The sequence below is a fragment of the Rhodococcus sp. 66b genome, from assembly GCF_002076325.1.
Classification (GTDB): Bacteria; Actinomycetota; Actinomycetes; order Mycobacteriales; family Mycobacteriaceae; genus Rhodococcus_F; species Rhodococcus_F erythropolis.
Map to the genome: position 1 here is coordinate 186,471 of NZ_MUZB01000009.1, position 26,222 is coordinate 212,692.

At 62.4% G+C, this 26,222-nt stretch carries 26 protein-coding genes; 10 read left to right on the forward strand and 16 right to left on the reverse strand.

Annotation, left to right across the window (positions count from 1 at the left end; all coding sequences use genetic code 11):
• Window positions 1-2: 2 nt before the first annotated feature.
• Both B0E55_RS18535 and B0E55_RS18540 read left to right on the forward strand, forming a co-directional pair.
• Entirely contained in the window at window positions 3-833 is an 831-nt protein-coding gene (locus B0E55_RS18535) for a mycofactocin-coupled SDR family oxidoreductase (RefSeq protein ID WP_020906607.1), read from the forward strand.
• An 82-nt stretch (window positions 834-915) separates the two neighbouring features.
• Window positions 916-1,218 (forward strand): hypothetical protein, encoded by a 303-nt coding sequence (locus tag B0E55_RS18540; protein ID WP_020906608.1) that lies wholly within the window; start codon window positions 916-918, stop codon window positions 1,216-1,218.
• A gap of 1 nt (window position 1,219) precedes the next feature.
• Here the strand turns inward: B0E55_RS18540 and B0E55_RS18545 are convergent, their stop codons facing one another.
• The 3 genes from B0E55_RS18545 to B0E55_RS18560 form a co-directional block, all read right to left on the reverse strand.
• On the reverse strand, window positions 1,220-2,662 hold the full coding sequence (locus B0E55_RS18545; RefSeq protein ID WP_020906609.1) for an FAD-dependent oxidoreductase: 1,443 nt from the start codon (window positions 2,660-2,662) through the stop codon (window positions 1,220-1,222).
• Between the two features lie 404 nt (window positions 2,663-3,066).
• Entirely contained in the window at window positions 3,067-3,678 is a 612-nt protein-coding gene (locus tag B0E55_RS18555) for an AAA family ATPase (protein ID WP_020906611.1), read from the reverse strand.
• The gene (locus tag B0E55_RS18560; RefSeq protein ID WP_041814745.1) at window positions 3,675-4,109 is read right to left on the reverse strand and encodes a nucleotidyltransferase domain-containing protein; all 435 of its coding nucleotides are present in this window, start codon (window positions 4,107-4,109) and stop codon (window positions 3,675-3,677) included. The genes B0E55_RS18555 and B0E55_RS18560 overlap by 4 nt, the downstream gene beginning before the upstream one ends.
• A 92-nt stretch (window positions 4,110-4,201) precedes the next feature.
• Between B0E55_RS18560 and B0E55_RS18565 the strand changes: the two genes are divergently transcribed.
• Window positions 4,202-4,402 carry a hypothetical protein gene (locus tag B0E55_RS18565; RefSeq protein ID WP_041815683.1) on the forward strand — a complete coding sequence of 67 codons (201 nt, stop codon included), beginning with the start codon at window positions 4,202-4,204 and terminating at the stop codon, window positions 4,400-4,402.
• Window positions 4,399-4,884 (forward strand): flavodoxin family protein, encoded by a 486-nt coding sequence (locus B0E55_RS18570; protein WP_020906614.1) that lies wholly within the window; start codon window positions 4,399-4,401, stop codon window positions 4,882-4,884. The genes B0E55_RS18565 and B0E55_RS18570 overlap by 4 nt, the downstream gene beginning before the upstream one ends.
• Here the strand turns inward: B0E55_RS18570 and B0E55_RS18575 are convergent.
• The 3 genes from B0E55_RS18575 to B0E55_RS18585 all read right to left on the reverse strand — a co-directional run bounded on the left by B0E55_RS18575 (window position 4,857) and on the right by B0E55_RS18585 (window position 6,104).
• Window positions 4,857-5,102: a hypothetical protein gene (locus B0E55_RS18575; protein ID WP_020906615.1), complete on the reverse strand. Its 246-nt coding sequence runs from the start codon at window positions 5,100-5,102 to the stop codon at window positions 4,857-4,859. The genes B0E55_RS18570 and B0E55_RS18575 overlap by 28 nt on opposite strands.
• A complete protein-coding gene (locus B0E55_RS18580; protein ID WP_020906616.1) occupies window positions 5,102-5,488 on the reverse strand; it encodes a nuclear transport factor 2 family protein in 387 nt (128 codons plus the stop codon). The genes B0E55_RS18575 and B0E55_RS18580 overlap by 1 nt, the downstream gene beginning before the upstream one ends.
• 115 nt (window positions 5,489-5,603) lie before the next feature.
• Window positions 5,604-6,104 (reverse strand): flavin reductase family protein, encoded by a 501-nt coding sequence (locus tag B0E55_RS18585; protein ID WP_020906617.1) that lies wholly within the window; start codon window positions 6,102-6,104, stop codon window positions 5,604-5,606.
• A gap of 239 nt (window positions 6,105-6,343) precedes the next feature.
• Between B0E55_RS18585 and B0E55_RS18590 the strand changes: the two genes are divergently transcribed.
• Window positions 6,344-7,045 carry a PadR family transcriptional regulator gene (locus B0E55_RS18590; protein WP_019749414.1) on the forward strand — a complete coding sequence of 234 codons (702 nt, stop codon included), beginning with the start codon at window positions 6,344-6,346 and terminating at the stop codon, window positions 7,043-7,045.
• Between the two features lies 1 nt (window position 7,046).
• Here the strand turns inward: B0E55_RS18590 and B0E55_RS18595 are convergent, their stop codons facing one another.
• The 5 genes from B0E55_RS18595 to B0E55_RS18615 all read right to left on the reverse strand — a co-directional run bounded on the left by B0E55_RS18595 (window position 7,047) and on the right by B0E55_RS18615 (window position 12,113).
• Window positions 7,047-7,829, reverse strand: a complete 783-nt coding sequence (locus B0E55_RS18595) for an IclR family transcriptional regulator (RefSeq protein ID WP_020968790.1) — start codon at window positions 7,827-7,829, stop codon at window positions 7,047-7,049.
• 231 nt (window positions 7,830-8,060) lie between these two features.
• Entirely contained in the window at window positions 8,061-8,972 is a 912-nt protein-coding gene (gene bphC, locus B0E55_RS18600; protein WP_029254739.1) for a biphenyl-2,3-diol 1,2-dioxygenase, read from the reverse strand.
• Between the two features lie 39 nt (window positions 8,973-9,011).
• Entirely contained in the window at window positions 9,012-10,193 is a 1,182-nt protein-coding gene (locus B0E55_RS18605) for an acyl-CoA dehydrogenase family protein (protein WP_020906620.1), read from the reverse strand.
• A gap of 51 nt (window positions 10,194-10,244) precedes the next feature.
• The gene (locus tag B0E55_RS18610) at window positions 10,245-11,441 is read right to left on the reverse strand and encodes a Rieske 2Fe-2S domain-containing protein (protein ID WP_020906621.1); all 1,197 of its coding nucleotides are present in this window, start codon (window positions 11,439-11,441) and stop codon (window positions 10,245-10,247) included.
• Window positions 11,442-11,567: 126 nt separating this feature from the next.
• Entirely contained in the window at window positions 11,568-12,113 is a 546-nt protein-coding gene (locus B0E55_RS18615; protein WP_041814747.1) for a hypothetical protein, read from the reverse strand.
• Between the two features lie 222 nt (window positions 12,114-12,335).
• Between B0E55_RS18615 and B0E55_RS18620 the strand changes: the two genes are divergently transcribed.
• Entirely contained in the window at window positions 12,336-13,910 is a 1,575-nt protein-coding gene (locus tag B0E55_RS18620; RefSeq protein WP_080910223.1) for an AMP-binding protein, read from the forward strand.
• A 24-nt stretch (window positions 13,911-13,934) separates the two neighbouring features.
• On the opposite strand, the gene B0E55_RS18625 is transcribed toward B0E55_RS18620, so the two are convergent.
• Both B0E55_RS18625 and B0E55_RS18630 read right to left on the reverse strand, forming a co-directional pair.
• Window positions 13,935-14,618, reverse strand: a complete 684-nt coding sequence (locus B0E55_RS18625; RefSeq protein ID WP_020906624.1) for a response regulator — start codon at window positions 14,616-14,618, stop codon at window positions 13,935-13,937.
• Entirely contained in the window at window positions 14,615-16,267 is a 1,653-nt protein-coding gene (locus tag B0E55_RS18630) for a sensor histidine kinase (protein WP_230091105.1), read from the reverse strand. The genes B0E55_RS18625 and B0E55_RS18630 overlap by 4 nt, the downstream gene beginning before the upstream one ends.
• 179 nt (window positions 16,268-16,446) lie before the next feature.
• On the opposite strand from B0E55_RS18630, the gene B0E55_RS18635 reads away from it, so the two are divergent.
• Both B0E55_RS18635 and B0E55_RS18640 read left to right on the forward strand, forming a co-directional pair.
• Window positions 16,447-17,454: a Bug family tripartite tricarboxylate transporter substrate binding protein gene (locus tag B0E55_RS18635; RefSeq protein ID WP_232816782.1), complete on the forward strand. Its 1,008-nt coding sequence runs from the start codon at window positions 16,447-16,449 to the stop codon at window positions 17,452-17,454.
• 93 nt (window positions 17,455-17,547) lie between these two features.
• The gene (locus B0E55_RS18640; protein WP_003944372.1) at window positions 17,548-18,933 is read left to right on the forward strand and encodes a CitMHS family transporter; all 1,386 of its coding nucleotides are present in this window, start codon (window positions 17,548-17,550) and stop codon (window positions 18,931-18,933) included.
• A gap of 6 nt (window positions 18,934-18,939) precedes the next feature.
• Here the strand turns inward: B0E55_RS18640 and B0E55_RS18645 are convergent, their stop codons facing one another.
• The gene (locus tag B0E55_RS18645) at window positions 18,940-20,127 is read right to left on the reverse strand and encodes a nitric oxide synthase oxygenase (protein ID WP_020906627.1); all 1,188 of its coding nucleotides are present in this window, start codon (window positions 20,125-20,127) and stop codon (window positions 18,940-18,942) included.
• Window positions 20,128-20,362: 235 nt separating this feature from the next.
• Between B0E55_RS18645 and B0E55_RS18650 the strand changes: the two genes are divergently transcribed.
• Window positions 20,363-21,523, forward strand: a complete 1,161-nt coding sequence (locus B0E55_RS18650; RefSeq protein ID WP_029254742.1) for a globin domain-containing protein — start codon at window positions 20,363-20,365, stop codon at window positions 21,521-21,523.
• A 3-nt stretch (window positions 21,524-21,526) separates the two neighbouring features.
• Here B0E55_RS18650 and B0E55_RS18655 read toward each other — a convergent pair whose 3' ends face one another.
• Together B0E55_RS18655 and B0E55_RS18660 are read right to left on the reverse strand one after the other, a co-directional pair.
• Window positions 21,527-22,273, reverse strand: a complete 747-nt coding sequence (locus tag B0E55_RS18655; RefSeq protein WP_003944435.1) for an FAD-binding oxidoreductase — start codon at window positions 22,271-22,273, stop codon at window positions 21,527-21,529.
• A gap of 16 nt (window positions 22,274-22,289) precedes the next feature.
• Window positions 22,290-23,486, reverse strand: coding sequence for an FAD-binding oxidoreductase (locus tag B0E55_RS18660; protein ID WP_046379818.1), 1,197 nt, complete (start codon window positions 23,484-23,486; stop codon window positions 22,290-22,292).
• 182 nt (window positions 23,487-23,668) lie between these two features.
• Here B0E55_RS18660 and clpB point away from each other — a divergent pair, with 182 nt between their 5' ends.
• Window positions 23,669-26,221 carry an ATP-dependent chaperone ClpB gene (gene clpB, locus B0E55_RS18665; protein WP_020906630.1) on the forward strand — a complete coding sequence of 851 codons (2,553 nt, stop codon included), beginning with the start codon at window positions 23,669-23,671 and terminating at the stop codon, window positions 26,219-26,221.
• Window position 26,222 lies beyond the last annotated feature (1 nt).

Consider the following 26,222-nt stretch of genomic DNA (forward strand, 5'->3'; position numbering starts at 1 on the left):
TGATGACTTCTCGATTGGAAGGCAAGATCGCGCTGATCACGGGTGCGGCTCGAGGAATCGGCCGGGCTCAGGCCGTGCGATTCGCCGAAGAGGGTGCGGACATCATCGCGATCGACGTGTGCGCGTCGGTGGAAACGACAGTCACCCCGCCCGCGTCGGAATCCGATCTCGCCGAGACGGTAGCCCAGATCGAGGCACTGGGGCGAAAGGTCGAATCTGCGGTAGTGGACGTTCGGGATCTCGAGGCGCTACGCAGCGCGGTGGACTCGGGGGTCGAAGCGCTCGGCGGACTCGACATCGTGTGCGCTACAGCCGGTATCACGTCTTCCGACGGGGCTCTGACGATGTCGGAAACGATGTGGCAGACCATGCTGGACGTGAACCTGACCGGGGTGTGGCACACCACGACGGTTGCGGCGCCGCACTTGATCGCGCGAGGTGGGGGATCGATGACACTCACCAGTTCCATCGCCGGACTGCGGGGGCTGGTCGGAGTTGCGCACTACACCGCAGCCAAGCATGGAGTCGTTGGTCTGATGCGTTCGCTGGCAAAGGAATTGGCGCCGCACAACGTGCGGGTCAACACCGTTCATCCCACCAACGTCGACACTCCGATGATTCAGAACCCGTTGGTGCGCGGCAAGTTCCGCCCCGATCTCGAGAACCCGTCGCGGGAGGAATTCGCTGCGGCCGCGATGACGATGAACATGCTTGCCATTCCGTGGATCGAACCGGTGGACGTAGCGAATGCGGCACTGTTCCTGTCCTCCGACGAGGCCCGCTACATCACGTCGGTCGCCCTGCCGGTGGATGCGGGGAGTTCGTCCCGCTGAAGTTTTGAATAGCTGAGGTTTGTCGCGCTGGGTTCCGCCACGGTGTGTAGCGTCGGTTTCACCTAACCGAAAGGCGCACACCGTGGCGGAACGACGCTATCTGGAAGTCACCGTCGGGACCAACATCGTCATGGTCCTCGACCACCGCACGGTGGAGGTCTTCGACCGCACCGCCGCGAGCACGAGCGAAGTGGCTCGCTGGCATGTCGAACACATTGCGGTGAAGGCGAAACCGTCGAAATCGGGATTGAAGCTCACCATTGGAAACCGGCTCGCCGACGACTCCATCGCGGTAGCGGGTCCACGGGCATCGCTCACCGTTCCGCCGGAGAACGAAGCCGCCGTCGTCGCGTTCTTCGACGAGGTCAAGGCCGCTCGTACGTGACTCAGTCGCCCGCTGTCGCGCGCGCGGCAGCATGGGCGCCGGCAACACGACCGAACGCGAAGGCGTCGGCAATATGGAATCCACCGTCCTTCGCCGCGCTGTAGGTGGAACTCACTGCGCCCGCCGCATACAGCCCCGGAATCGGGCTACCGGCGGTGTCGAGGACGCGGGAATGACCGTCGCGGCGCGGCCCACCGCTACTCCATCCCAGCAGCGGTGGCCCGGAGACGGCGTAGAACGGAGCGGTTGCCACCGGAGCCAAAGTTTCCGGATTGCGGCCGAAGGAATGGTCTACGCCGTCCGCGCACGCCTCGTTGTAGCGGTGCACACTTGTTTCCACGACGGCGGGGTCCAAGCCGAGCTTCCCGGCGAGTTCGGCAAGCGTGTCCGCTTTGACGATCCAACCCTTGTCGATCTCGGCTTGATTGTCCGAACTCCACTCGTACCCTTCGTCGAGGACCATGTGTCCGACGGGCAGTGCGTCGCGACCGGGGCTCAGCTGCCCGGCCAACCTCATCGTCTCGTCGAACACAATGTTCATCGGTTGCACCGGAAAGTGTTGGTAGGAACCCTCTCTGAACACATGACCGTGCCGCATTTCGGTTGACTCGTCGGTGAAGCGTCGACCTTCCCGGCTGAGGAACACATAGTTGTGCGCGTTCCACAGTGCGAGGAAGAATCCAGTCGGATTTTCGAGGTCGCCGGGGATTCCCGTAATGGTCATCATGTTGTTCATGTGCCACAGATCTGCGCCCACTGCCTGTGCCATCCGGTGGCCGTCGCCTGTTGCCGAAGGTGAGCCCCAGATCTTCGGATTCTCCAGGCGTAGGTAATCGCGCACCATGGCCGGATTTGCTTCGAAACCTCCGGTGGCAAGGATGACACCTCGGCGCGCATGGATCTGCGAAGTTTGTTCACCCGAACGGATCTCGACTCCGGTCACCGCTCCGGATTCATCCGTCAAGAGTCTGGTGGCCTCGGTGTCGAAAAGGGTTGTGATGTCGCGTTCAGCGAGGGCGGAAACGAGGAAGCGGTAGAGAAGTTCATTGCCCATCTTCCCTTCGATGGTATCCATCCCTGCGTAACAAGAACTTCCGTCGAGTTCGCCGTACTCCGCCGTGGAATGGAAATCGCCGGTCATCGCTACAGTTGCACCCAGACTGCGGAGCCAGTCGGACAGTCCTTGCGTATTCTCTGCCCAGGCGTCGATGACGTCGTCGGCAACGGTGAACGATCCGTTCAACGAACGCAGGAAGGTGCGGGCGGCAGCAGGGTCCTGGTTGACGAACCATCCACTGCCGGACAGTCGAGTGTTGCCACCCGCGGCATCGCGTCCACTCTTCTCCAGAATCACCACCGACGCGCCGTCAGCGTGTGCTTGGAGTGCTGCGGCGGATCCGGCAGCGCCCGATCCGATGACAATGACATCGACGTTGTTGTCCATGTCACAAAGCTATGGTCGGATGGTGGCGCCTCATACGTGCCTTCCCGGTGAGCGAGAGAAGGCCTGTTCCGGACATTCGCCTGAGGATCAGTGGGTGCACATCAGGTACTCAGCTGTTGGGTCTCGACTTGAATAGCTGGACCGCACTGAGTGTTGCGACAATCGGCCAACACACAACGGCGATCCATACACTCGTTGAACGCTCGCCTTGAACGAGATCGTAAATTGCGAGGGCAGTCAGCAGAATCCCGATCCCGAATGCGATCCAGTTCAGAGTTCTGATGCGGGAGGCGGTTGGTGACGTCATTGAGAGACCCTACTCGACTTCTCGCGACCGTTCGGGAGAATTCCCAGGCCGGGAGGGATGGCGGAATACGAGTATCGCTCGCGATCTCGACGCGATATCAGGAGTGGATGCGCGGCATGCCCGGGTCGGAGTTGTCGATGACGCAGTCGGCTCGGATCCAGGGTTTTGCAGCGGCGAAGTAAAGCCGTTGCCCGCCCACATATCTGTTCATCGAAGGATGATCCGGATCCGCGTTCGTTCCGTCGCGAAGGTTCATGCGCCGCGCGGTCTCCTCGAAGGGCGCATCGAGGAAGACCGAATAGTCCCATCGTTCGGCGAGTTCGTCTCGATGCAGGAAGAGTCCTTCGACAAGGACTATCGCTCCATCGGCTGCATGCAGGTACGGGTCGCTGTCCCGCCGTTGTCGGTACCTTCTGCTCCCGCCCGGCCCCAACGGATCGAGAACATGTCGTTCGAGCGCGTCGTAGTCGTAGCTGTCGAGCCAGAAGCCTTCCGGTGATTGCCGACCTCTACGATGACGAATCTCCGGCGGATTCAGAAAGTCATCGACGTGAATCACGATGGCTGTGCGTGCATTCAGCTGCGCTGTAAGGCTTTTCGCGAATGTCGTCTTGCCGCTCCCATCGACACCGTCGATCGCGACGAGAGGCGAGCCGCGCAACGCGGATATTTCGGCGGCTAAGGTTTCGAAGACCGACGCGGTGCTCATCGATCAATTCCTACAGCACTCGCAGCGACACGAAGAGGCCCCGTGTCGTACAGGATTCGGTGTCCGTCTTCGAGAACACGTCGAGTGCCCGCGTCGAGCGGAACGTCCGCCCAGCTCTCGCTCGCGAAATTCAGCTCGACGAGGAGGCCGGACCGTAGGCGGAAGCGTCGTTCTCGAACTGGCCCCCAGTTCGCGGCTCTGATGAATCGCGCGTCGGGGCGGAGCCGCACGAACCAGTCTTCATTTGCGAGCGCGTTCGCGTCGTCGGCCAGGATCATCAGGTCAAGATCACTCGCCATACGCTCCGCGCCGCGCGCGTAGGACCCGACCAGCGCTAGAGCCTTGACTCCGTCGTATTCATCGGCCCATTGTTCGACGTCGACGAGCAAAGCGTTGACCGCGCGCCTACGTCCTTTCAATCGTGCTGACATACCGGCATCATTCCCCACCGTCACCGCTGTCCGTAGCTTCGCTGGTACCTCTATCCTGGAACTGTCAGTGATGAACCAGGGGAGGGATGCGAATGTCCAAGGAAGTATCGGCAGGTCTGGCTGTTGGTGCGATGGTCCTTGTTGCAGGCTTGATCTGGACTGGGTTTCCGCTCGACGCATATTCGGTTGTCGCCGTGATTTTTGCAATCTGCGGTGGATTCATCACCTGGATCTACCTGCGCGAGAACGTAGATGGCGTCCGACACACAGCGACGAAAGAAGGCAGTCGATGAAGGCAATCATCGTGTGTACCTCTGTCTCCCATGGCAATACGAAGCGTATCGCCGACGTCATCGGAGAAGTTCTCGATGCTCGCGTGGTCGAGCCCGGTGACATCGACGCCGCGCAGCTCGCTGACTACGACCTCGTGGGCTTCGGCTCCGGCATCTACCTACGCTCGTACCACGAAGATCTACGCTCGTTCATCGAGGCACTCCCCGAAGAACGGCGATCCAAGGCTTTTGTCTTCGCCACCAGTGGTTTTCCCGACAAGGGGATTCATCGCTTCTCGCGTCCACTGGTTCAGCTGCTCGAGCAGAAGGGCTTCGATGTGGTCGCAGCCTTCTCGTCCCGCGCGTGGGATACGTATTTTCCGTTCAAGCCGTTCGGAGGTATCCGGAAGGGGCGGCCGAACGCCGACGACTTGGAATCGGCGCGCACGTTCGCCGAAGTCCTACGCGGTAGCGTTCAGGACAGCTTGCCCGGCACCGGGTAGCTGCGCAGGCTCATCTCCAGCTCACCGGCGTCGGCAAGGTCGTTGATCGTCTGACGCAGAGCGCCACACGTCCGCTGAGCGTTGGCTCGACCGTTCTCACGCCCCAGTTCCGGGCACACCACTTGCGACTCTTCGAGCCATTGAACGCTGGTGTGCGCTTCGCTGTATTTCTCGACCAGAACGCGGTTTCCGCAGTTCCGACAGCTGACCTGACGCATCAGCGTGCAATCAGATCGGCCGGTGACCAGAACGCGCGCATGCTCGTGATCTTGGCGTCCGCGTCGAAAGTCATGACGTCGATCGGTTCGACCTCGTAGACCTGATCGCCCACCGGTGTGACGACGCGGAAGTGGAAGGCCGCGCTGGATCCGCTCACCCGCAAGGTGAGAAGCTCCGTCTCTTGCGAACCGCCCTCGAGAGCGCCGTAGAACTCGGTGATCGCCGCTTTGCCGACACGGGGTTCGCTGCCGACCGGGTCTTCGAGTGTCGCGTTCTCGGCGTAGAGGGCGGCGATGTCCGCTGACGATCCGCGAGCCACGGCGTCGAGGTAGGTGGTAACCGTCGCCGTGATCGCGGCCGTGGTGTCTGGTTCGAGAGTGGTCATCGAGTTAGTCCGATCAGTCGAGAAGTTCAGGGTCTGACAACTACTTCGGACGCTATCGGTGCCGTCTCGATTCGGCGTCGCAATCTCCCACGCAGCGGGACGGCCCGCAAGAAATTCAGGCGTCGAAGCGTCCGAAGCCGCCGCGGTAGAACAGAAGCGGACCGTCGTGGCGCAGCACGTTCAGATCGGTGATGCGTGCGACGACGATGGTGTGATCACCGGCGTCGTGCTCCTGCTCGACGGTGGCCTCGATGCGAGCGAGTGCGCCGCTGAGCGCCGGAGCGCCGTTGCCGGCCGCGTCCCACTCGACGCCGAGGAACTTGTCGGTCCCGCCGCGAGCGAACGCCGAACACATGTCCTGCTGATCGTGGGCGAGAACATTGATGCAGAGAGTTCCGGATTCGCGAAGCTTCGGCCAACTTGTCGACGTCTTCGCCGGGCAGAACGAGAGCAACGGGGGATCGAGCGATACCGAGACCAGAGACTGGCAGGTGAAGCCGAGGGGTGAGTCTCCATCGTGAGCGGTGATGACGGTGACGCCAGTGCAGAAATTGCTCATCACGTTGCGAAGTGTGCGTCCGTCCAGAACTGGCGGCTCGGCGTTTTCCACGGTCATGTCGTCTCCTTGTTCAAATCTCTGTTCAAAACTCTGCAAACAGCTTCAGAAGCAACGATGTGTGGCGCCGCGGTCGTAATCCAGCGGCAGTCCCACTCAATGGCAGCAATGGCTTCTCGCCACGGGTTCGGACCGACCGAGTGTCAGGTGGAGGGGTCTCGGGCAAATTTGATCCCGCTCAGCGGTCCGTTCGGATTCTACGAAACCAGCAAATCACCAGTGATTGTTAGACTTCGGGCATGTCCGAACCTGATGACGTGTCCCGAGGACTTCCCGCTACCAGCTGGGCAGTGCTCGGGATGCTGACGTTCGGGGAGGAACTGACCGGAAACGATTTGAAGAAGTGGGCCGACTGGAGTGTCGGCTTCTTCTACTGGAGCCCGTCCATCAGCCAGGTCTACGCAGAGCTGAAGAAGCTCGAAAGCATCGGATTCGTGGAGTCCCGGGTCGTCTCCGAGCCCGGGGTGCGGGGCAAGCGCCTCTACTCGATCACCCAATCAGGAACCGACGCCGTCCGGACGTGGTCACGGGAGGCGCCGGTGGAAGTCCCGGTGCTCAAGCACGGCGTCATGTTGCGTCTGTGGATGGGACACCTCAACGAACCCGAGCGACTGAAGGCACTGGTCGAAGCCCATATCGCCAACGTCGAAGAGCAGATTCGACGCGCGAAACTCCACGCAGATCATGCCGAGAACGAGCCGGCCTGGTCGTTCCCGGTCATGACGTTGCGATGGTCGGAACGGTACTTCCGAGCCGAGATCGAACTTGCTCGCGAACTACTCGAAGACATCGATCGTGCGTCCGCCGAGTTCGCGAACGTCGCCGAGCACGACCGACTGGGATCGCCGTTGCCCTCGACGCCTGGCAGATGGAAGAACGTCGAGGAGTACGTGTTGGCGCTCGAGCAAGCCGGTCTCACCGGCAACGGCTCGAATATCTGAGTCAGGCCCCGGCTGCGGTCGGCATGTTGCGCAGCAGGTGACGACGCTGCAACGTCGGAGTGACGCTCAGCGATCCGCCGTCGATGCCACGCCAAATGGCAGCGGCCGCCATCCGAACCGGCGCTGCGCTGACGTGGTCGAGTCGGAGAGCCTTCGACGGCGCGCAGATGGATACCGCGGCAACAGCGCGGCCGATGGGGCCGATCGGTGCCGCAAGACAGCTGAATCCCGGTAGGCCGTTTCCGGTTTCGAATGCAACCCCTGATTCGCGAATCCTGGCGAGGTGGGGCAGTGCGTAGCCCGAGGACTTCGGCGAACCGAATGCAAGCAGTGCCTGACCGATCGCGGTGGTCTCGGCCCGGCGTCGACCACCCACACGCGTCGGCACCGCGGCAGCGAGGCGTCCGCCGATCTTCTCCATGTAGACCACATCGGGCCCGTCGAGGATGCCGAGGTGAACCACGAAGCCGGTGACGCGGTAGAGCTCGTGGAGGAGCGGCATGGCTGCAGCGTGGAGGCGGTCTTGATGAACCGCGAGCGATCCCAGTTCGACGAGGCGCATACCGAGTTCGTAATCGCGGCCGTCGCGGCGCAGCCAACGCATCGAGACGAGACGTTCGAGCATGCGGTGGGCAGACGAGCGTGGCAGGCCCGTGCTCCGAACGACCTGAGCGAGCGTCAACCTGCCGGGACCGTCGAAGGCGTCGAGAACCAGCGAGACGCGATCGAGAATTGCTGTCGGGGCCGAATCGGCGCCTAAAGCATCCACAGCCTGCAGTGTCATCGTGTACCTCACTTCTCTTAGAGCTCCACAACCAGTGAACTGGCTATTTCAATTAGAAATAGTGTCATAGAGTTCTGGATTTGTGAAGTGGATCACCGGTCTGTTTTCGGGCGCGTCACGGTGGAAACGACGAAGGGGCTTGCGCGAATGCTCGCGCAAGCCCCTTCGTCGGTTCACTACCGGCGGGTACTACATCGTCACCGGCAGGTACTACATCGTCGCCGACAGGTACTACATAGCTGCCAGCGGTTCGCTTCCGGACCAGTCGTGGCCCCAGTAGCTGTCAGCGGTGATCTCCTCGGAGGAGTACGAGTCCTGATCCACCTTCGCGCCCTCGGTGCCGAACTCGATGTCCCAGCCGCCGGGTGCGCGGACGTAGAAGGAGATCATCTTGTCGTTGGTGTGGCGACCCAGGGTCGACGACACGGAGAATCCGTCCTTCATCACGCGGTCGAGAGCCTGGCCGACAGCGTCGAGGGTGTCGACCTCGACCATGATGTGAATCAGGCCGGGTGCGCCGCCGTGCGGTGCCGGGCACAGGGCCAAGCTGTGGTGACGCTCGTTGACGCCCATGAAACGGATTCGCAGCGGCCCGAATTCGGGCGGGGCCGGCAGGCGGAAGGCGCCGCGCGGGTAGAAGCCGAGCACCTCGGTGTAGAAGTCGAAGCTCGCAGCACTGTCCATCACCGGGAGCACGACGTGGCCGAGACCCTGTGCGCCGGTGACGAATCGAGCGCCGAAGGGCGTCACCACGGGGCTGTGGTCGAGGATCGCGCCGTGGAAGACCTCGATGGCTGCTCCACCGGGATCGGTGAAGGCGATGACCTCTTCGACCCGTCGAGCATCCGCTTCGGCGAGCGAAAGCTGCTCCACCTCGGTGCCGTTCTTTTCGAGGGCCTCCTGAACGCGGCGCAGTGCGGCGTGATCGGCGACCTCCCAACCGATGTTGACGATCTCGTCGCGCTCACCCTCGACGACGACGATGCGAGCAGCACGCTCGTCGAGCCGTAGGTAGAGAGCGTTCTCGTCCGGCCCACTGCCCTTGGCGAATCCGAGAACATCGAAAGCGAAAGTGCGCCAACGTGCCATGTCGTTGGTCGAGATCTTGACGTAGCCAAGTCCCTTGATGTCAGTGTGTGTCATCGTGTTCTGTTCCTGTCGATTTCTTGTGTCGAAGTCTGATCAGATCATCGCCCGCAGCGGACCCTGCGGATCTGCGCCGAGACGGCTCAGCGAGGCGGCGTGGAATACGGTGCCCGGCACGTGAATTGCGTGGTGCTGTCCCGCGTGAGCGTCGCGCCAGAATCGCTGAAGCGGCTTGTCCATCCGCAGTGCGTTGCCGCCGCAGCGCGGGTAGACCTGATCGATTGCATTGATTGCGCGCCAGGCGGCCTGCACCTGAGTCTGACGTCCCTCGGCCCGCTGCTCGAAGGTCACTTCCTTGCCGGCATCCACTCGATCCCACATGCGGTCGACGTTGGCCAGCAGGGTGTCGCGGGCTGCCCGGATGTCGGCAGTTGCCTGACCGATGGCGAACAAGGTGTACGGGTCGTCCTTGACTGCCGTGCCCTGTGCGTTGATGCGATCGGCCTGGTACTCGTTGGCGTGGAAGAGCATTCCCTCGCAGATGCCGATGGTGGCGGCGGTGATACCGAGGGGGAACATGTTCGACCACGGCATCAGGTACAGCGTCTCGGTGCGCCCGTACTTGCGCACCGCCGTTCCGTCGATGACCTCGTCGCAGTCCATGACGCGGTATTCGGGGACGTACGCATCCTTGACCACGAGGTCCTTGGAGCCGGTGCCGCGAAGTCCCATGACATCCCACGAGTCTTCGATGATTTCGTAGTCGGTGCGCGGAATGATCACATGGAGCATGCGCGGCGGCATCTCCATGTTGCCGTCCTTGTCGCACGCCATCGCACCGAGGAAAGCCCAGTCGCAATGGTCGGTGCCGGAAGAGAACTGCCAGCGGCCGGAGAACTTGTAGCCGCCGTCGGTGGGGATACACATTCCGCCGGGCATGTACGGCGATGCCATCCAGGTGTCGGGATCCGATCCCCAGATCTCCTGCTGCACCTTGGGATCCGCGAACGCGAGCTGCCACGGGTGAACTCCGACGATCCCGTGTACCCAGCCGGCCGAGGGATTGAGCGAAGCCATGCGCATCACGGTCTCGGCGAACTCGCGAGGATGCGCCTCCATTCCGCCGTGTTCCTTGGGTTGGAGCATGCGGATGGAACCGATTGCCTTCATCTTCTTGGCGGTGTCGTCGGCCACCCGGCCGATCCGCTCGGCCTCGATGCCTTCGGCGAAGATGTCGTCGGCCATCGCGTTGATCTGTTCGAGCACTTCGTACGTCATGTTGTTCCTTGCGTTCAGTCAGGTTGTCTCAGCAGTGTTTTCGACTGCGAATCAGGAGGTTGTCTCGAGCGCCTGGGCGTCACGTGCGGCAACGTTTTCGGCGACTTCCCGCTTCCAGCTCTCCACTGCGCGGGTAGTGTCGATCTCGAATTCGAAGCGCTTCGTCATGTCTTCCGTGACGTTCTCGACATCGGTGTAGAACTGGTTGTACCAGCGCCGCAACTGGTAAACCGGGCCGTCCTCCTCCGAGAGCAGCGGGTTGTCGATCGGGGCCTTGTTCTTCCAGATCTCCACGTCCTGAAGGAATCCCATCTCGACGCCCTCGGTGAACTGCGCGGCCATCGCGGCAGTGGACTCGTCGTCCATACCGGGAAGCTTCTTGACCATCGCGCCGTACTGCAACACGAAGGCATTGTTCGAGATGGGGTAGTGGCAGTTGATCAATACAGTTTCGATGATCTGCCCGTTGGCTTCGCTCTTGATCCAGTCGATCATGTACGACGGCCCGAAATACGAAGCATCCGAACGAAGAACAGCGTTGGGATCGCCGTAGTTGGTGCCGCTGATGATGTCCTCGCGTCCCACCGATTCCATGTACTGGCTCGCGACGTGACCTTCGAAGATGTTCTTGAAGTACTTGGGGAACGAGTAGTGAACGTAGAAGAAGTGGGCCATGTCCACGACGTTGTCCACGATCTCGCGGCAATGAGAGCCTTCGATGGTGAGCGTGTTCCAGCTCCAGTCGCTCCACTCATCGCTTCCGAAGCCCTCGATGTCGGGAATCGTGACCTCGGCGGGCGGGGGATTTCCCTGGGGATCGTGCCAGACGAACAGCTGACCGTTCTTCTCGAGTGTGGTCCACGCCCGCGTCTTGGCCAGCGGCGGAACGCGTCGTGCGTAGGGGATCGCCGTACATTTTCCGTTACCGCCCCAACGCCAGTCGTGGAACGGGCAGGCGATCGAATCGCCCTTGACGGTTCCGTGAGCGAGGTTGCCACCCATGTGGCGGCAGTAGGCGTCGAGAATCTTGATGTCGCCCTTGCTGTCGGCGAAGACGACAAGGCTGGTGCCGAATGCCTCGATCTGGTGGGGCTGACCGTCGCGATAGGTATTGCTCAGTCCGAGGCAGTGCCATCCACGCGCGAACCGCGCCGGGGGCGCTGCCGCTTCGATTTCTCGAATTTCCTCGCCGGCGCCCGACTGCGTCGAGGCGTCCGTAGTGGTGAGTGGGCCGGTTCCGAGTGCCATGTCTTCCTCCGAGCCGCGTCTTGCGACGCTCCAGTGATGTGATCCGTCTCATACAACGACGAAGCGTCCTCTGGAGATACGGCAGTTCCCGCTGGATGGAACACCCGCTCGGTGACCTGCAGAGATTCAGCTCGCGAGTGTCGCCACATCGTCGATCGCGTAAGTCGCCCAGGCCCGAGCGGTGACGACCCCGGTGGGATCGGTGGCGACCAGAGCTACGTCGGCGACGCTCTCGTGGTCCTTCTCGTACGTAGCGAGCACCGTCACGGAGCAGTTCAGATCTGCTCCCGCGGAAGTTGCGGTGCAACGTCCGCGGAACCGTCGTAGCGACGCCGAACCGTAACGACGAGCGGCGAAATCGGCAAGGGCAGCAACGGAATCGGTTCCGGTGGCCGCTGTCGGGGCTTCCCGGACGAAGACCTCGGCAACCAGATGCCCGGTCTGGTCGTGGTATTCGGTGATTCGCTCGAGAGTCGAGCCCAGCGGCCTCACGGATCCGGTGAGCAGCGCGCCCGGATCAGGGCGCCCGAAGAACACGACGTCCTGTTCGACGACGGACCCGTCGGGTGCCGAGCGCACGGTGCCGTACAGCGAGTCGAAATCCGAGAGGAGCGTGGTGGACGTACGGGGAGCAGATGCCGTGAAGTGGGCGGTACCGAGGTTGGTAGTCATGACACTCTCCGTTGGACGCGACCGAGACGCTGTCGTCTCGGTGGGTACATCGACGCTAACCACCGCTCTCGCGGGTGACGACGGGCTTCCCGCTGATCGGGAGCATTCTCGGATTCGTTCGAAGAGGTGGAACCTGTTCCAGTTTTGTGCAATTCTGGATATCGTATCCGTGACCGGGAGCACATCTCGATGACTGCACGCGCCGAGCAGAAGGAAGACCAGATGACAGACGAGTTCGCTGACCTGCACCGACCGGTATACGGTCCGGACCTGCTCATCACCGCTCTGGAACGCAATCACGACAAGCCTGCGCTGTACCTCGGAGACGTGATCCTCACCGGAGGGCAGATGCGCGATCAGATCAGCTGCTTCGCCCAGGCTCTCGCGTCGCTGGGAATCACTCAGGGCACCAGCACCGCGATGCTGTCGAAGAACCGCCCCGAGGTGCTGATCAGCATGGGCGCGACCATGATCACCGGCTGCCGGGCGAGTGCCCTGAACCCGATGGGATCGCTCGACGACCACAAGTACATCGTCGACGACGCCGAGATCGAGACCCTCATCTTCGATCCCAATGCCTTCGAAGAGCGTGCCGCCGAGTTGAAGGCGTCGTCGCCTTCGCTGACCAACGTGCTCTCGATGGGCCCGTCCGAAGTGGGGATCGACATCCTTGCTCTGGCCGCGACATTCGAGCCTGCGCCGCTGAAGGCAGCGCACGTCGATGCCGAAGACGCCAGCAGCATGGTCTACACCGGTGGAACGACCGGTAAGCCCAAAGGTGTTGTGGGATCGTTCCGTTCGGGTGCAGCGCTCAATCAGATCCAGATGTCGGAGTGGCAGTGGCCCGAGGACAACCGCTTTCTCATCTGCACGCCACTCTCACATGCAGGCGCGGCGTTCTTCATCCCGACTTTGCTGCGCGGCGGCGCTCTGATCGTCCTGCCCGCCTTCGAACCGGGGGCCGTGCTCGAGGCGATCGAGAAGCACAAGATCACGGCAACCATGTTGGTGCCCACCATGATCTACATGCTCATGGACCACCCCGATCTGCCCAAGCGTGACGTATCGAGTTTGCAGACGCTGTTCTACGGAGCGTCCGCGATGTCCCCGGCCAGATTGCAAGAGGGCATCAAGAAGTTCGGGCAGATCTTCTTCCAGTTCTACGGTCAGACCGAGTGCGGCATGACAATCTCGGTGCTGCGCAAGGAAGAACACGTCGCCGACGATCCGGCCCGCCTCGCTACCTGTGGGCGGCCCGTGCCATGGCTCGACGTCCGGTTGCTCGACGACGACCTCAATGAGGTGCCGCAGGGAGAGCTCGGTGAGATCTGCGTGCGCGGCCCGCTGATCATGAAGGGCTACTGGAAGAAGCCGGCCGAAACCGCCGAGGCGTTCCGCGGGGGTTGGCTGCACACCGGCGACATCGCACGTAAGGACAAGGACGGGTTCATGTCCATCGTCGATCGCAAGAAGGACATGATCGTGACCGGTGGTTTCAACGTGTTCCCGCGCGAGATCGAAGACGTGATCTCGGCGCACCCGTCCGTCGCATCGGTGGCGGTAGTCGGTGTACCGGACGACAAGTGGGGCGAAGCCGTCAAGGCCTGCGTGGTGCTTCGTGCCGGACTGACCGTGGACACCGAGGAACTGGTCGACAAGGTGAAGGCAGCCAAGGGTTCGGTTCACGCTCCCAAGAGCATCGACTTCGTGGATTCACTCCCGTTGACACCGCTGGGCAAGCTGGACAAGAAGGCACTGCGCGCGCGGTACTGGGAGACCAGCGCCCGCGCAGTCTAGGAACCAGCGTCGTGTAGCGAAGGGTCAGCGTTTCCAGACGTAACGACGCTCCGGGCGGCCCACCACTCCGTATTTCAGCGAGGTGGTGGACCGCCCGGACTCGTAGAGGTACTCGAGGTAGCGCCTCGCGCTCGCGCGCGAGATACCGACTCTCTCGGAAATGTCTGTTGCCGAGGCGGGTTCGGTGTCGTCTCGCAGAGCTGTCTCGACCAACAGAAGAGTCTCGGGACTGAGTCCCTTGGGCAAACCTTTGTGGGACGACGCCCCGGGCGCGCCACCTGCCACACCGAAGGCCTCGTCCACTGCTGTCTGTTCTGCTTCGCCGGAGCTGTCGAGATTCGCGTATGTCGATCGGTAACGCTCGAGACGCTCACGGAGAACCTCGAACGTGAATGGCTTCATCAGGTAATGCACGACGCCGCTGCGCAGCGCCTTCTTGACCGAGCCGGCCTCGCGCTCACTCGTGATGACAAGAACATCCAGCTCCGGTGCCAGCTCGCGAAACGGGGCGATCAGATCGAGTCCGGTGGTGCCCGGCAGGTGGACGTCGAGAAGCACCAGGTCGGGTTGGAACTCACCGACTGCGGCCAGCGCGGCCTCGGCCGAATGGGCGACGCCACACACTTCGAAACCGTCTATCCGCGAGACGAATCCGCTGTGCACCTTCGCCACCATGAAGTCGTCGTCGACCACCAGTACCCGGATCATGCGCCCTCTCCGTCGTGTAGGACTGCGGTGAAGACAGTCCATTCGATGCCCTCTGTCGAACGACTGCTCACGGTGACGTCGCCACCGCGTCGACGACACGTCAGGCGTACCAGTGCCAAGCCGAAACCGTGTCCGTCGCTCGATTGTCCCTTGGTGCTCCAGCCCTGGCCGAAAACCCTGTCGCGATTCTCCGGCGCGATACCGGGGCCGGCGTCCTCGACCCGTACTTCGACGGCGGTGCCACGGCCCCGAATCGACAATCGAACCTTGCGGCGCGACGCTTCCGGCATCTCACCGACAGCGTCGACGGCATTGTCGACGAGGTTTCCGACCACCGTCACGAGGTCTCGGCCGAGTCGGCGATCAACCGAGTCCAGGTGCGTGTCCGAGGTCAGTTCCACGGTGACCAATCCCTGTGCAGCGGCACCTATCTTGGCGATCACGAGTGCGGCAGTGCCGACGTCGGCGATCTTGTCGGTCACGGCCGCACTGACCTGTGCGCGCTCCATGGTCAGGCCCTCGACGTAGCCGACCACCTCGTCGTACTCGCCGAGCTGGATGAGGCCGGAAATGGTGTGCAACTGATTGTCGAACTCGTGGATGTGGGCGCGTAGCGCGTCCGTGCTGGTTTTGGTCACGTCGAGTTCTTCTTCCACGGAGCGCAATTCGGTGCGGTCGCGGAAGGTGGTGACCGACCCGATGGTGCGGCCTTTCGATTCGATCAAGACGGTGTTGAGGACGAGTAGTCGATCTCCGACAAGAACCAACTGATCGGATTCGGTTGTGCCGGAGGTCAGTACACTCTGGAGTCGGTCGTCGAGACCGAGGTCCCGCACAGATCTACCGGCACTCCCGCGTGGGATGTCGAGGAGTTGGTGGGCACTGTCGCTCATCAGCACCACCTTTCCCTGCGCGTCGAATGCGATGACACCTTCCTTGAGGCCACGCAGCATCGCCTCACGTTGGCGAACCAGGTCCAGGATCTCGCGGGCCTCCATGCCGAGGGTCTGCCGTTTGACCCTGCGGGCCAACAGGATCGAACCGACGCCCCCGAGAAGCGAGGCCACCGCGAGGTATACCAGGAGGTTCGGTGCAGATTGCAGCAGTCGCGTCCAGATCGAGGGGTACTCGATGCCGACGATCGCGGTTCCGGTGATCCCTCCTTCACTGCCGAGAATCGGAACGTGCGCTTCCACTGCCTTGCCGGAGGACGTGTCGACCAAACCCGTCCATGACCGATCCTGTGTCTGACGTGCGTCGACGCCGACATCGCCGGGACGCGTCGAAATGACGACACTGCCGTCGGCGTCGGCAAGCGAGACGTAGGTGACGCCCGAGATGGCGCGTACCGAGTCGACCGAACCTTGTAGTCCGGAGCGGAGACGAGTCTGTGCCTGGGGGAGTAGTTCACGTACCGCTGGATTGGCTGCTAGTGATTCCGCTGCCGAGAGTGCGCGACGTCCCTCCTCGCGTTGGAAACTCGCAGACGACTGAGCGAGAGAGAGGGCGGTGACACACACGAGAACTGCGACGACGATCAGAAGTTGCAGTTCGAGAAGTTGGGTCGCCAGAGTGTGCCGGCGCCGAAACAGGCGCTCACGCAGAGGCGACTTGCGCTCTCGCTCGGCCTGCTCGTTTCCTGAGGACACCAGCCAGACCCTAGCCTTCGGTTCGATGCCGGGAAAGCAGTTGTTCGTGAGCACAATGAGCACAAATCAATTTGCTTTCCCAATGGTGACCCCAGTCACAAAGTGCGTCAGTATGAAACCTGTTCACACAGCGGTACCAGCAGACAGCCAGTAGACAGCCAGCAGACAAGGACAAGGCCATGAGGACATCGAAGCGACTGAGCAGGCATATCGCCCTGCTCGGTGCTTGCGCGATGGCTCTCGTGCTCTCGACCGGATGCACTCCGGTCGAGTCCTTCTTCGCCGGTGGTCGAGCGGGTGAGACTTCCGAAGAACTGCGTGTACTGGTGCCCTCGGTGGCCGGTGGTGGTTACGACCTGACCGCCCGGACCATGGTGCAGGCACTGGCCGACGAAGGGACCGTCGACGCCGACGTCGTAGTTCTGCCCGGATCGGGTGGCATCGTCGGACTCAACCGGTTGGCTCTCGAACGCGGAAATCCCGATCTACTCATGGTCATGGGACTCGGCGTTCTCGGTTCGCTCGAGATACTGCCGTCCGAGCACACCCTTTCCGACGTGACACCGATCGCGAGACTGGTCGAAGAACCGGAAGCTGTACTGGTGCCGGCAGATTCGCCGTACAAAACTCTGGCAGATCTGACGCAGGCCTGGGTGGCGGATCCGTCGTCGATCTCGATCGGTGGTGGTTCGAGTGAAGGCGGACCGGACGGGCTGTTCCGCCTTCTGTTCGCACGGGCGGTCGGCGTCGATCCGTCGCTGTCCCCTTACCGAATCTACGACGGCGGCGGAGAACTACTTCCGGCGCTGCTGACCAGGCAGGTCGACGTCGCCGCCACCGGTATCGGGGAGTACCTGGATCAGATTGCGGCAGGCACGGTTCGGGTCCTTGCGGTCAGTTCGCCGGAGCGCACTCCGGCGGTGGATGCACCGACCATGGCGGAGTCGGGCGTCGACGTCACGTTCACCAACTGGCGGGGTCTCATGGCGCCCCCCGGATTGACGGACGACCAGCGTCAGCATTTACAGAATTTAGTGCGGAATCTTGCGGCAAGTCCACGGTGGAACGAGCTGTCCGACCGAAATGGTTGGAACAGCGCAGTTCTCACCGAACCCGAGTTCTCTGCCTTCCTCGCCGAACAATCCCGGTTCGTCGACGCGACACTCGATCCGCCCGGAACCAACTGAGCACAACCGAAGTTTCGTTTCACCTCCACGAAGGTCACCGGCTCGATTTGCCGTGCCGTTTTTCTCGGCAACTCAGCACAAAAGGAGTTCATCATGCTCGTCACACTCGGCTTCCTCATGGTTGCGGTGTTCATGTTCCTGATCCTCACCAAACGCGCGACCCCGGTGGTGGGACTGACCCTGGTGCCGGTGGCCTTCGGACTACTCGCCGGAGCGGGCCTCGGCATCGGCGACATGATCACCGACGGCATCAAGTCGCTCGCACCCACCGCGGCGCTGTTGTTCTTCGCGATCATCTTCTTCGGAATCATGATCGACGTCGGCCTCTTCGATCCGCTGGTCAAACTCATCTTGCGGATGGTGCGAGACGATCCGATGCGGCTCGTGGTCGGCACCGCGGTGCTCGCGATGGTGGTTTCGCTGGACGGAGACGGTTCGACGACCTTCATCATCGTGACCTCCGCGCTGCTGCCGCTCTACCTCAAACTCGGTGTCAGTCCCGTTGTACTGACGGTGATCGCCGGCTTGTCCAACGCGACGATGAACATCATTCCGTGGGGTGGCCCGACCGTGCGGGCGGCTAGCGCGCTGGGACTCTCGCCCTCCGACGTGTTCGTCCCGATGGTGCCGTCGTTGATCGTCGGCCTGATCATGGTGCTCGGATTCGCGATTCACCTCGGGATCATGGAGCGTCGCAGGATCGGGACTTTGGTCCTGACTTCTGAGCGCATCCTCGAAAAGGTCGGAAACGGTGGAAGTTCCAGCACCGGTAGCGCCGGCACCGGCGGCTCGAACGACTCCGAAGACGACGGCGGCGACACCGGACGATTCATCGACGGCCTCGACCCCAAGCGGGACACCTTGCGACCGAAGCTGCTCTGGTTCAACGCCGCGCTGACGACGATCCTTCTCGTCGTGCTCGTGATGGACATCCTGCCCATCCCGGTGCTGTTCATGATTGCGTCGTCGATCGCTCTCGCGGTCAACTTCCCGGCGGTCAAGGATCAGGGCGAAGCAATCGCACGCCATTCGTCGAGCATCGTCTCCGTTGTCGCGATGGTGCTGGCAGCAGCGGTGCTGACCGGCGTTTTCCAGGGAACCGGCATGGTCGAGGCGATGGCAGAGTGGCTGCTCCAGGTCATTCCCGACGCGATGGGCCCGCATCTGGCCGTCATCACGGGCGTCCTGAGTATCCCGCTCACATTCTTCATGACCAACGACGCGTTCTACTTCGGTGTGCTGCCGGTGCTGTCCGAGACGGCAGCCCAGTACGGCATCGAGCCGGTGGAGATGGCGCGCGCTTCGATCACCGGGCAGGCCGTGCACATGCAGAGTCCGCTGGTCCCGGCGATCCTGCTGCTGGTCACGCTCGCCGGTGTTTCTCTGGCGGATCACCACAAGAAGGTCCTGTGGCGAGCAGGCCTGATCTCGATCACGATGCTCGTGGTCGGTGTCGGATTGGGGCAGATCCCCTTCTGAGTGCGATCAGTTGTGGAAGGGGCACCGGCCTTGGTCGGTGCCCTTCTTCTTCTTAGTCACGAAGTTGGGCCGGATGTCGAGATCGGGCTCGTCGTACAGGCGGTGGAACGTCGGCGTGAGCGAGCTGGACATGGGCGGGTTCACCCATGACCAGTCGGTCGGGCACTTGCGCCCGGCCTTGTCCTCACGCGCGATGTGATCGATGAATTGCTTTGCGACAGTGTGATGGTCGACCATGATGACGCCGGCCTTGCGGTAGCTGTGGATAACTGCACGGTTCAGTTCGACCAGTGCACGGTCCTTCCAGAGCGTGCGGTCGTGGCTCATGTCGAGCTCCATCATCGCCCCGATGGTCGGCAACATGTTGTAGCGATCGGTGTCGCTGAAGTTGCGTGCACCGACCTCGGTGCTGACGTACCAACCGCTGAACGGTGTGCAGGGATAAACGATTCCGCCGATGTCGAGGTTCATGTCCGAGACCGCGGGAACGGCATGCCATTTAAGCCCCAGATCAGCGAACCAGCTGTATTCGGGATGCTCGATCTCGACCTCGAGAACGAGGTCGGTCGGGACGTCGAAGTACTGCAGGGGTTCGTCGGGAACCGAAATCAGCACGGGGAGAACGTCGAACGCCGTGCCGGCGCCCTTCCATCCCATCGCGGTGACCTGAGCGGTGAGATCGACGTGCCACGGGTCGCCCAGGATGGTGCCGTCCGGTTGCCGGTAGCCGGCGTAGCGGATCAGTTGCGGGCTGAGGATGCGGTACTCCTGGCCGTCCTCGCGGGGAAGCGGCCCGACCGTCACGACGGACTGCAGAGCGCCGCCGTTGGTCGACAGTCGCAGGTGCTCCCAGCACGCTTCTGCGAGAGCGGAAGCCGTGACGGCGTCGCGCGCGTCGATGAGTTTGAGGGTCCGCCAATGCGCGCGACCGACGCACCTGGCGTGGTTTCGCCAGGCGAGTTTGGCGCCGACGAGCAATTCCTCCGCTGTGTGCGTGTAGGTACCGGTCCGGTGGAGCTCACGCAAGGCCTCGCGCCGCCGAGACGTCGGGAGGTGGCCCAGTTCCGGAGAGTCGAAAAATTCGACGCACTCGAGTTCCCGACGTTGAAGCTCGGTCAGCGTCGGGGTGGTGGAGGCGATCTGGGACGTAAGCCCGCTATCGGTGGGCAATTCGTCCTGTCGAACAAAATCCACGGCACGACTCCTGTTTGGCTGGTTGAGATTTCGCTGAACGTTAGCTCGGCGATTGAGAGTGTCGAAGCTCTTGTTTATCTTGCACGCAAGAATAAGAAAGGGACGGTCACACCGCGAAATGGGGTCGCATTGTGACACTTGTCCAGAATGATTTACGAGTCAGACATTTGTGACATAAGCTGCAGACGAAATTCCGCGGCGGGTCTTGCCGCGTCTAGTCGGGACGAGGATGAGCGTGGATTCGCAAGCAATCTCTCTGGTCCGGTCGAGCTTCAAATCCGTCGCTGCGGTAGAAGATGGTCCGGAACGGCTCGCCCGTACCTTCTATTCGATCCTGTTCGCTCGATCGCCCGAAACCCGGGAGTTCTTTCCGGCAGCGATGGATGTGCAGCGGGACCGGCTTGTCGGCGCTATCGCTCACGTCGTCGAACGCCTCGACGAGTCCGACGCGATACTCGAGTACCTCGCGCAGCTCGGCCGCGATCACCGCAAGTACGGCGTCACCGACGAGCACTACACGGCAGTCGGCAATGCCCTGATCGAAGCACTCGAGACTTTCGGTGGCGCCGAAATGTGGACCGACGAGGTCGACAGCGCATGGCGCAACGCGCTCGCGATCATCTCGGCAGCGATGATGGACGCCGCCAACGCGGAGGACGGCCCGCCCGCCTGGAGTGCCACCGTCATCGAATGCCGCCCGGTCATCAAGGGCGTCGCCGTCGTCAGGCTGCAACTCGACCAGACTATGCAATACCGCGCCGGTCAGTACGTCAGCGTGCAGGTCGCCGCGAGGCCGCGGATGTGGCGCTACCTCTCACCGGCCACGCCGTACGACGGGACTGGAGTCCTCGAGTTCCACGTTCGTCAGGTCACCGGCGGGTGGGTCAGCCCGGTCATGGTGAACCAAACCGCTGTCGGTGACACCTGGGTGGTCGGTTCGCCCATCGGCGCCCTGGGGATTCCGGAGAACTCCAAGGACCTTTTGATGATCGCGTCGGGAACAGGTGTCGCGCCTCTTCGCGCTCAGATCCTCGAACTGATCCGACGCGGCAACACTCGCAAGGTCCAACTGTTCTACTCCGGACAGCATCCGTGCGATCTCTACGACCTTCCGCATCTGTGGAAGCTGGCCGAGAAGCACCCGTGGCTCACGATCATCCCGGTCTCGGAAGAAGACGAGAATCCGTGGTGGCACACCGAGCCGGAACCGCTGCCGCCGATCGGCATGGCAAGGCGCATCGTCGGCAAGGTCGGTAAGGTCGTGACCTCGTTCGGGGACTGGGCGGGCTACGACATCCAGGTCGTCGGCAGTGAATCCATGGTCAACAGCACCAAATTCAGGCTTCGCGCGGTGGGCATCGACGTCGACACCGTTCGCAATGATCCGACGTACTGACCGTCAGTACGGATCGAACTGAATGACCTCGGCCGGCGTTCCGGCCTCGATCAATCGATCACGCGTCGATCGAACCATGGCCGCTGATCCGCACACCAAGACCTGATGTTCGGTGAACGCACCGTACGACGCGACGACGTCGGCGAGCGTGCCTTCGATGAGATGATCGTCGCCGAATCCGATGTCGACGTTCAAACGGTCGAACCATCCGTCGGGCGGGCCGCCGTCGGAGAGATCTTCGACGACGGGAATGGGCTGCAACCACGGAAACTGATCGGCGAGTAGCCACAACATGTCCGCCGCATAGAGATCGCGAAGCGTTCGGCCGCCGAAGAAGAGGTACACCTGCGGCGGGTTCGGGGTCTGAGCCAGATCGAGAATGATCGACCGGAGTGGGGCCAAGCCGGTTCCGCCCGCGACCATGATGACGGTGGGGCCGTTCTCGTCGACGGACAGGTTGCCGCGCGGGTCGAGGATCTGCCAGACGTCACCGGGTTGGGTGTCCTTGACTATCGAACCGCTGACCCAACCGCCGGGAACCGTCTTGACGTGAAACTCCAACTTCCCGTCGTGTGAGGGAGGCAGGGCGGGGGAGAGTCGGCGGAGCAACCGCGAATTCTGCGGGACGCTGACATCGACGTACTGGCCGGGGCGGAAGGGGACGACATCGCCGACCAAGCGGACAACCGCCAGATCCTCACGGAGACGGTGATGTTCGACGACTGTGCTCGACCAGGTTCGCTGGGCCATGAAAGTTCTCCTGTAGTCAGTAGAGCGGGTCGTGCCGGATCTGGTCGAGCGGAGTTCCGCCGGCACGCAAGGCGTAGACGGTGGTCTTGATCATCGACGGTGACCCCGAGATCTGCACCTGACGGTCGGCCCACGAGCCGAACTGCGAGACCACTTTTCCGATCGGTCCGATCAGTCGGCTGTGCATTCCGAAGGGTGGCTCCAACACCGGTCCGTTGTGCCACCAAGGGTTTTCGGGTTCTTCGGACACCGGTACGACGGTCAACCACGGATTACTGAGCGAGATGTGCCAGAGCGTTTCGAGGTCGTAGAGGTCGCACGGATACCGGCCGCCGACGAACAGGTGCACGCGCGGATTGTGCGCACGTTGGGACATTTCCATCACCTGTGCCCGCAGTGGGGCGATGCCGGTGCCGGATCCGATCATGAGAACGTCACGGTCGCTGGTGAAGTCGACCTCGAGACCGCCGAGGGGAGTGGACATGACCCAGCGGTCACCGACGTTGGTCTCGCTGACGATCGCGGGGCTGACCCATCCTCCCGACACCTTGCGGATGTGGAACTCGAGCTGACCGAAAGGGTTGGTCGGAATCGCCGGTGAGTAGTACCGCCACATTTTCGGGCGCTGGGGAATCTGAACGCCGACGTACTGTCCCGCCCCGTACGGAATGGGGGGGTCGGCTTCGAGGCGCACTATCGCCAGATCGTCGAGGACTCGTTCGTGGCTGACCACGGTTGCGCCCCAGAGCGCCGGGGTCGTATCGGATTCGGCGCCGTCGGCCATCGTGCTCACGACGAGGTCGGTGAACTGAGACCAGGCGTCCTCCAGTTCCGGCGTCCACTTGTAGCGACTGTGCGCGCTGGTTCCGTACATCGACCGAACCGCGCGCTCGAGTGCAACACCGGCAGCCTCGTAGTGCTCACGCTCGACGCCGTAGCGGCGATGATCGCGGCCGAGTTGGGTGAGGAACTTGCGGATCCGACGATGCTGGGGAAGGTTCTTGACGACGAACTCGATCGCTCTGAAGAAACGGTGCCCCTGCGATTCCATCCCGGCCGGGAACAATGAGCGGTACAGAGGATGTTCCGCGAAGAGGCCGGTGTAGAACACTGCCGAGAAGTGCGCACGGCTCTCTTCGTCGTCGGTCAGAGAATCGAGGCTGGATTGCAGACGGGCGATCACTGTCGGATCCAATCCATCCCCCTTTCGCACCAGCTGCAACTCTCGCCACAATTCTAGTACGGCTGAAAATGTGACCTACGAAACCAACTCGGCCTGGCGAAAACAAACTTGAGCGGAATAGACTCAAGTTTGTCCGCGTTGAGCATATTGACACAGTCGCAATACCAACCGGTCGCGGCTCTTCCCGTTCGACTTCGCCAGAAAGGTGACAAGTGGACTCGTTCACACCAACAACCAAGACCCAGGCTGCGATGACGGCTGCACTGCAGTCGGCGTCGTCGGCGGGTAATCCCGATATCCGGCCTGCCCATCTGCTGGTCGCATTGCTCGACCAGACCGACGGCATCGCTGCCCCACTACTCAAAGCTGTAGGCGTCGACCCCACGGTCGTACACCGTGAAGCACAGGCAATCGTCGATCGCCTGCCCAAGACAACCGGCGCAAGCTCCACCCCGCAACTCGGGCGTGAGGCACTCGCGGCACTCACTGCTGCTCAGCACCTCGCCACCGAGATGGACGACGAATACGTCTCCACCGAGCACGTCCTCTACGGACTGGCCGGCGGCGACTCCGACGTCGCGCAGTTGCTCGTACGTCATGGCGCTACCCAGGACGCATTGCGTGAAGCCTTCACCACCGTCCGCGGCAGCGCTCGCGTCACCAGCCCGGAGCCCGAAGGCACCTACCAAGCGCTGGAAAAGTACTCCACCGACCTCACCGAAGCTGCACGTAGCGGCAAGCTCGACCCGGTGATCGGTCGCGACACCGAGATTCGCCGTGTCGTGCAGGTGCTCTCGCGTCGTACCAAGAACAACCCGGTACTCATCGGTGAGCCCGGCGTCGGCAAGACCGCGATCGTGGAGGGCCTTGCCCAACGCATCGTCGCGGGTGACGTCCCGGAATCGCTTCGAGGCAAGACCGTCGTGTCCCTGGACCTCGGGTCCATGGTCGCCGGTGCCAAGTTCCGCGGTGAATTCGAGGAACGCCTCAAGGCAGTTCTCGACGACATCAAGAACAGTGCCGGACAGGTCATCACCTTCATCGACGAGTTGCACACCATCGTCGGCGCCGGCGCCACCGGTGAATCCGCGATGGACGCAGGCAACATGATCAAGCCGATGCTCGCCCGCGGTGAGCTGCGGCTGGTCGGTGCCACCACGCTCGAGGAGTACCGCAAGTACATCGAGAAGGACGCAGCACTCGAGCGTCGTTTCCAGCAGGTGCTGGTCGGTGAGCCCTCGGTCGAGGACACCATCGGCATCCTGCGCGGTCTCAAGGAGCGCTACGAGGTGCACCACGGCGTACGCATCACCGACTCCGCGTTGGTGGCTGCTGCCGCGCTGTCGGACCGGTACATCACCTCGCGGTTCCTGCCGGACAAGGCCATCGACCTCGTGGACGAAGCCGCATCGCGACTTCGTATGGAGATCGACTCGCGACCCGTCGAGATCGACGAGGTGGAACGCACTGTTCGCCGACTCGAAATCGAAGAAGTGGCACTCGAGAAGGAGACAGACGACGCGTCCAAGGCTCGGCTCGAGAAGCTGCGTCAGGAACTCGCAGACGATCGCGAAAAGCTCAATCAGCTCAGCACCCGCTGGCAGAACGAAAAGCAGGCCATCGACTCGGTGCGCGTGCTGAAGGAACAGCTCGAAACCCTGCGAGGAGAGTCCGAACGCGCTGAGCGTGACGGCGATCTGGGCAAGGCAGCCGAGTTGCGCTACGGCCGCATCCCGGCGCTGGAGAAGGAACTGGAAGAGGCAGCAGTCGCTTCCGGAGCCGCCTCCGACGGTGACGTGATGCTCAAGGAAGAGGTCGGGCCGGACGACGTCGCAGACGTGGTCGCAGCCTGGACCGGCATTCCGGCCGGCCGGATGATGGAAGGCGAGACCGAGAAGCTGCTCCGCATGGAGTCCGAACTCGGCAAGCGCGTCGTCGGCCAGACCGACGCCGTCGTCGCTGTCTCGGATGCGGTTCGCCGCGCCCGAGCAGGTGTCGCCGACCCCAATCGGCCCACCGGTTCCTTCCTGTTCCTCGGCCCGACCGGCGTCGGTAAGACGGAACTCGCCAAAGCCTTGGCGGACTTCCTCTTCGACGACGAGCGCGCGATGATCCGTATCGACATGAGCGAATACGGTGAGAAGCACTCGGTGGCCCGACTCGTCGGTGCCCCTCCGGGATACGTCGGTTACGAAGCCGGCGGCCAGCTCACCGAAGCAGTTCGGCGACGCCCGTACTCGGTGGTCCTCTTCGACGAGGTCGAGAAGGCACACCCCGACGTGTTCGACGTCCTGCTCGCAGTGCTCGACGAAGGCCGACTCACCGACGGTCAAGGCCGCACGGTGGACTTCCGCAACACCATCCTGATCCTGACCTCCAACCTGGGATCCGGTGGCACGCGGGAGCAGGTCATGGACGCGGTACGCCACGCGTTCAAACCGGAGTTCATCAACCGTCTCGACGACGTGGTCGTCTTCGACTCGCTCTCCGAAGAGCAGTTGGAGCACATCGTGGACATCCAGCTCGAGCAGCTGCAGAAGCGTCTGGCTGCGCGTCGTCTCACTCTCGAGGTGAACGGTGCGGCCCGGATGTGGCTCGCGGTGCGCGGCTACGACCCGCTGTACGGCGCTCGGCCATTGCGTCGACTCGTTCAGCAGTCGATCGGCGACCAGCTCGCCAAGCTGCTCCTGGCCGGCAAGGTCCAGGACGGCGACACCGTGCACGTCGGTGTCAGTGAGGACGCGGATCAGTTGGTTCTGTCCTGAT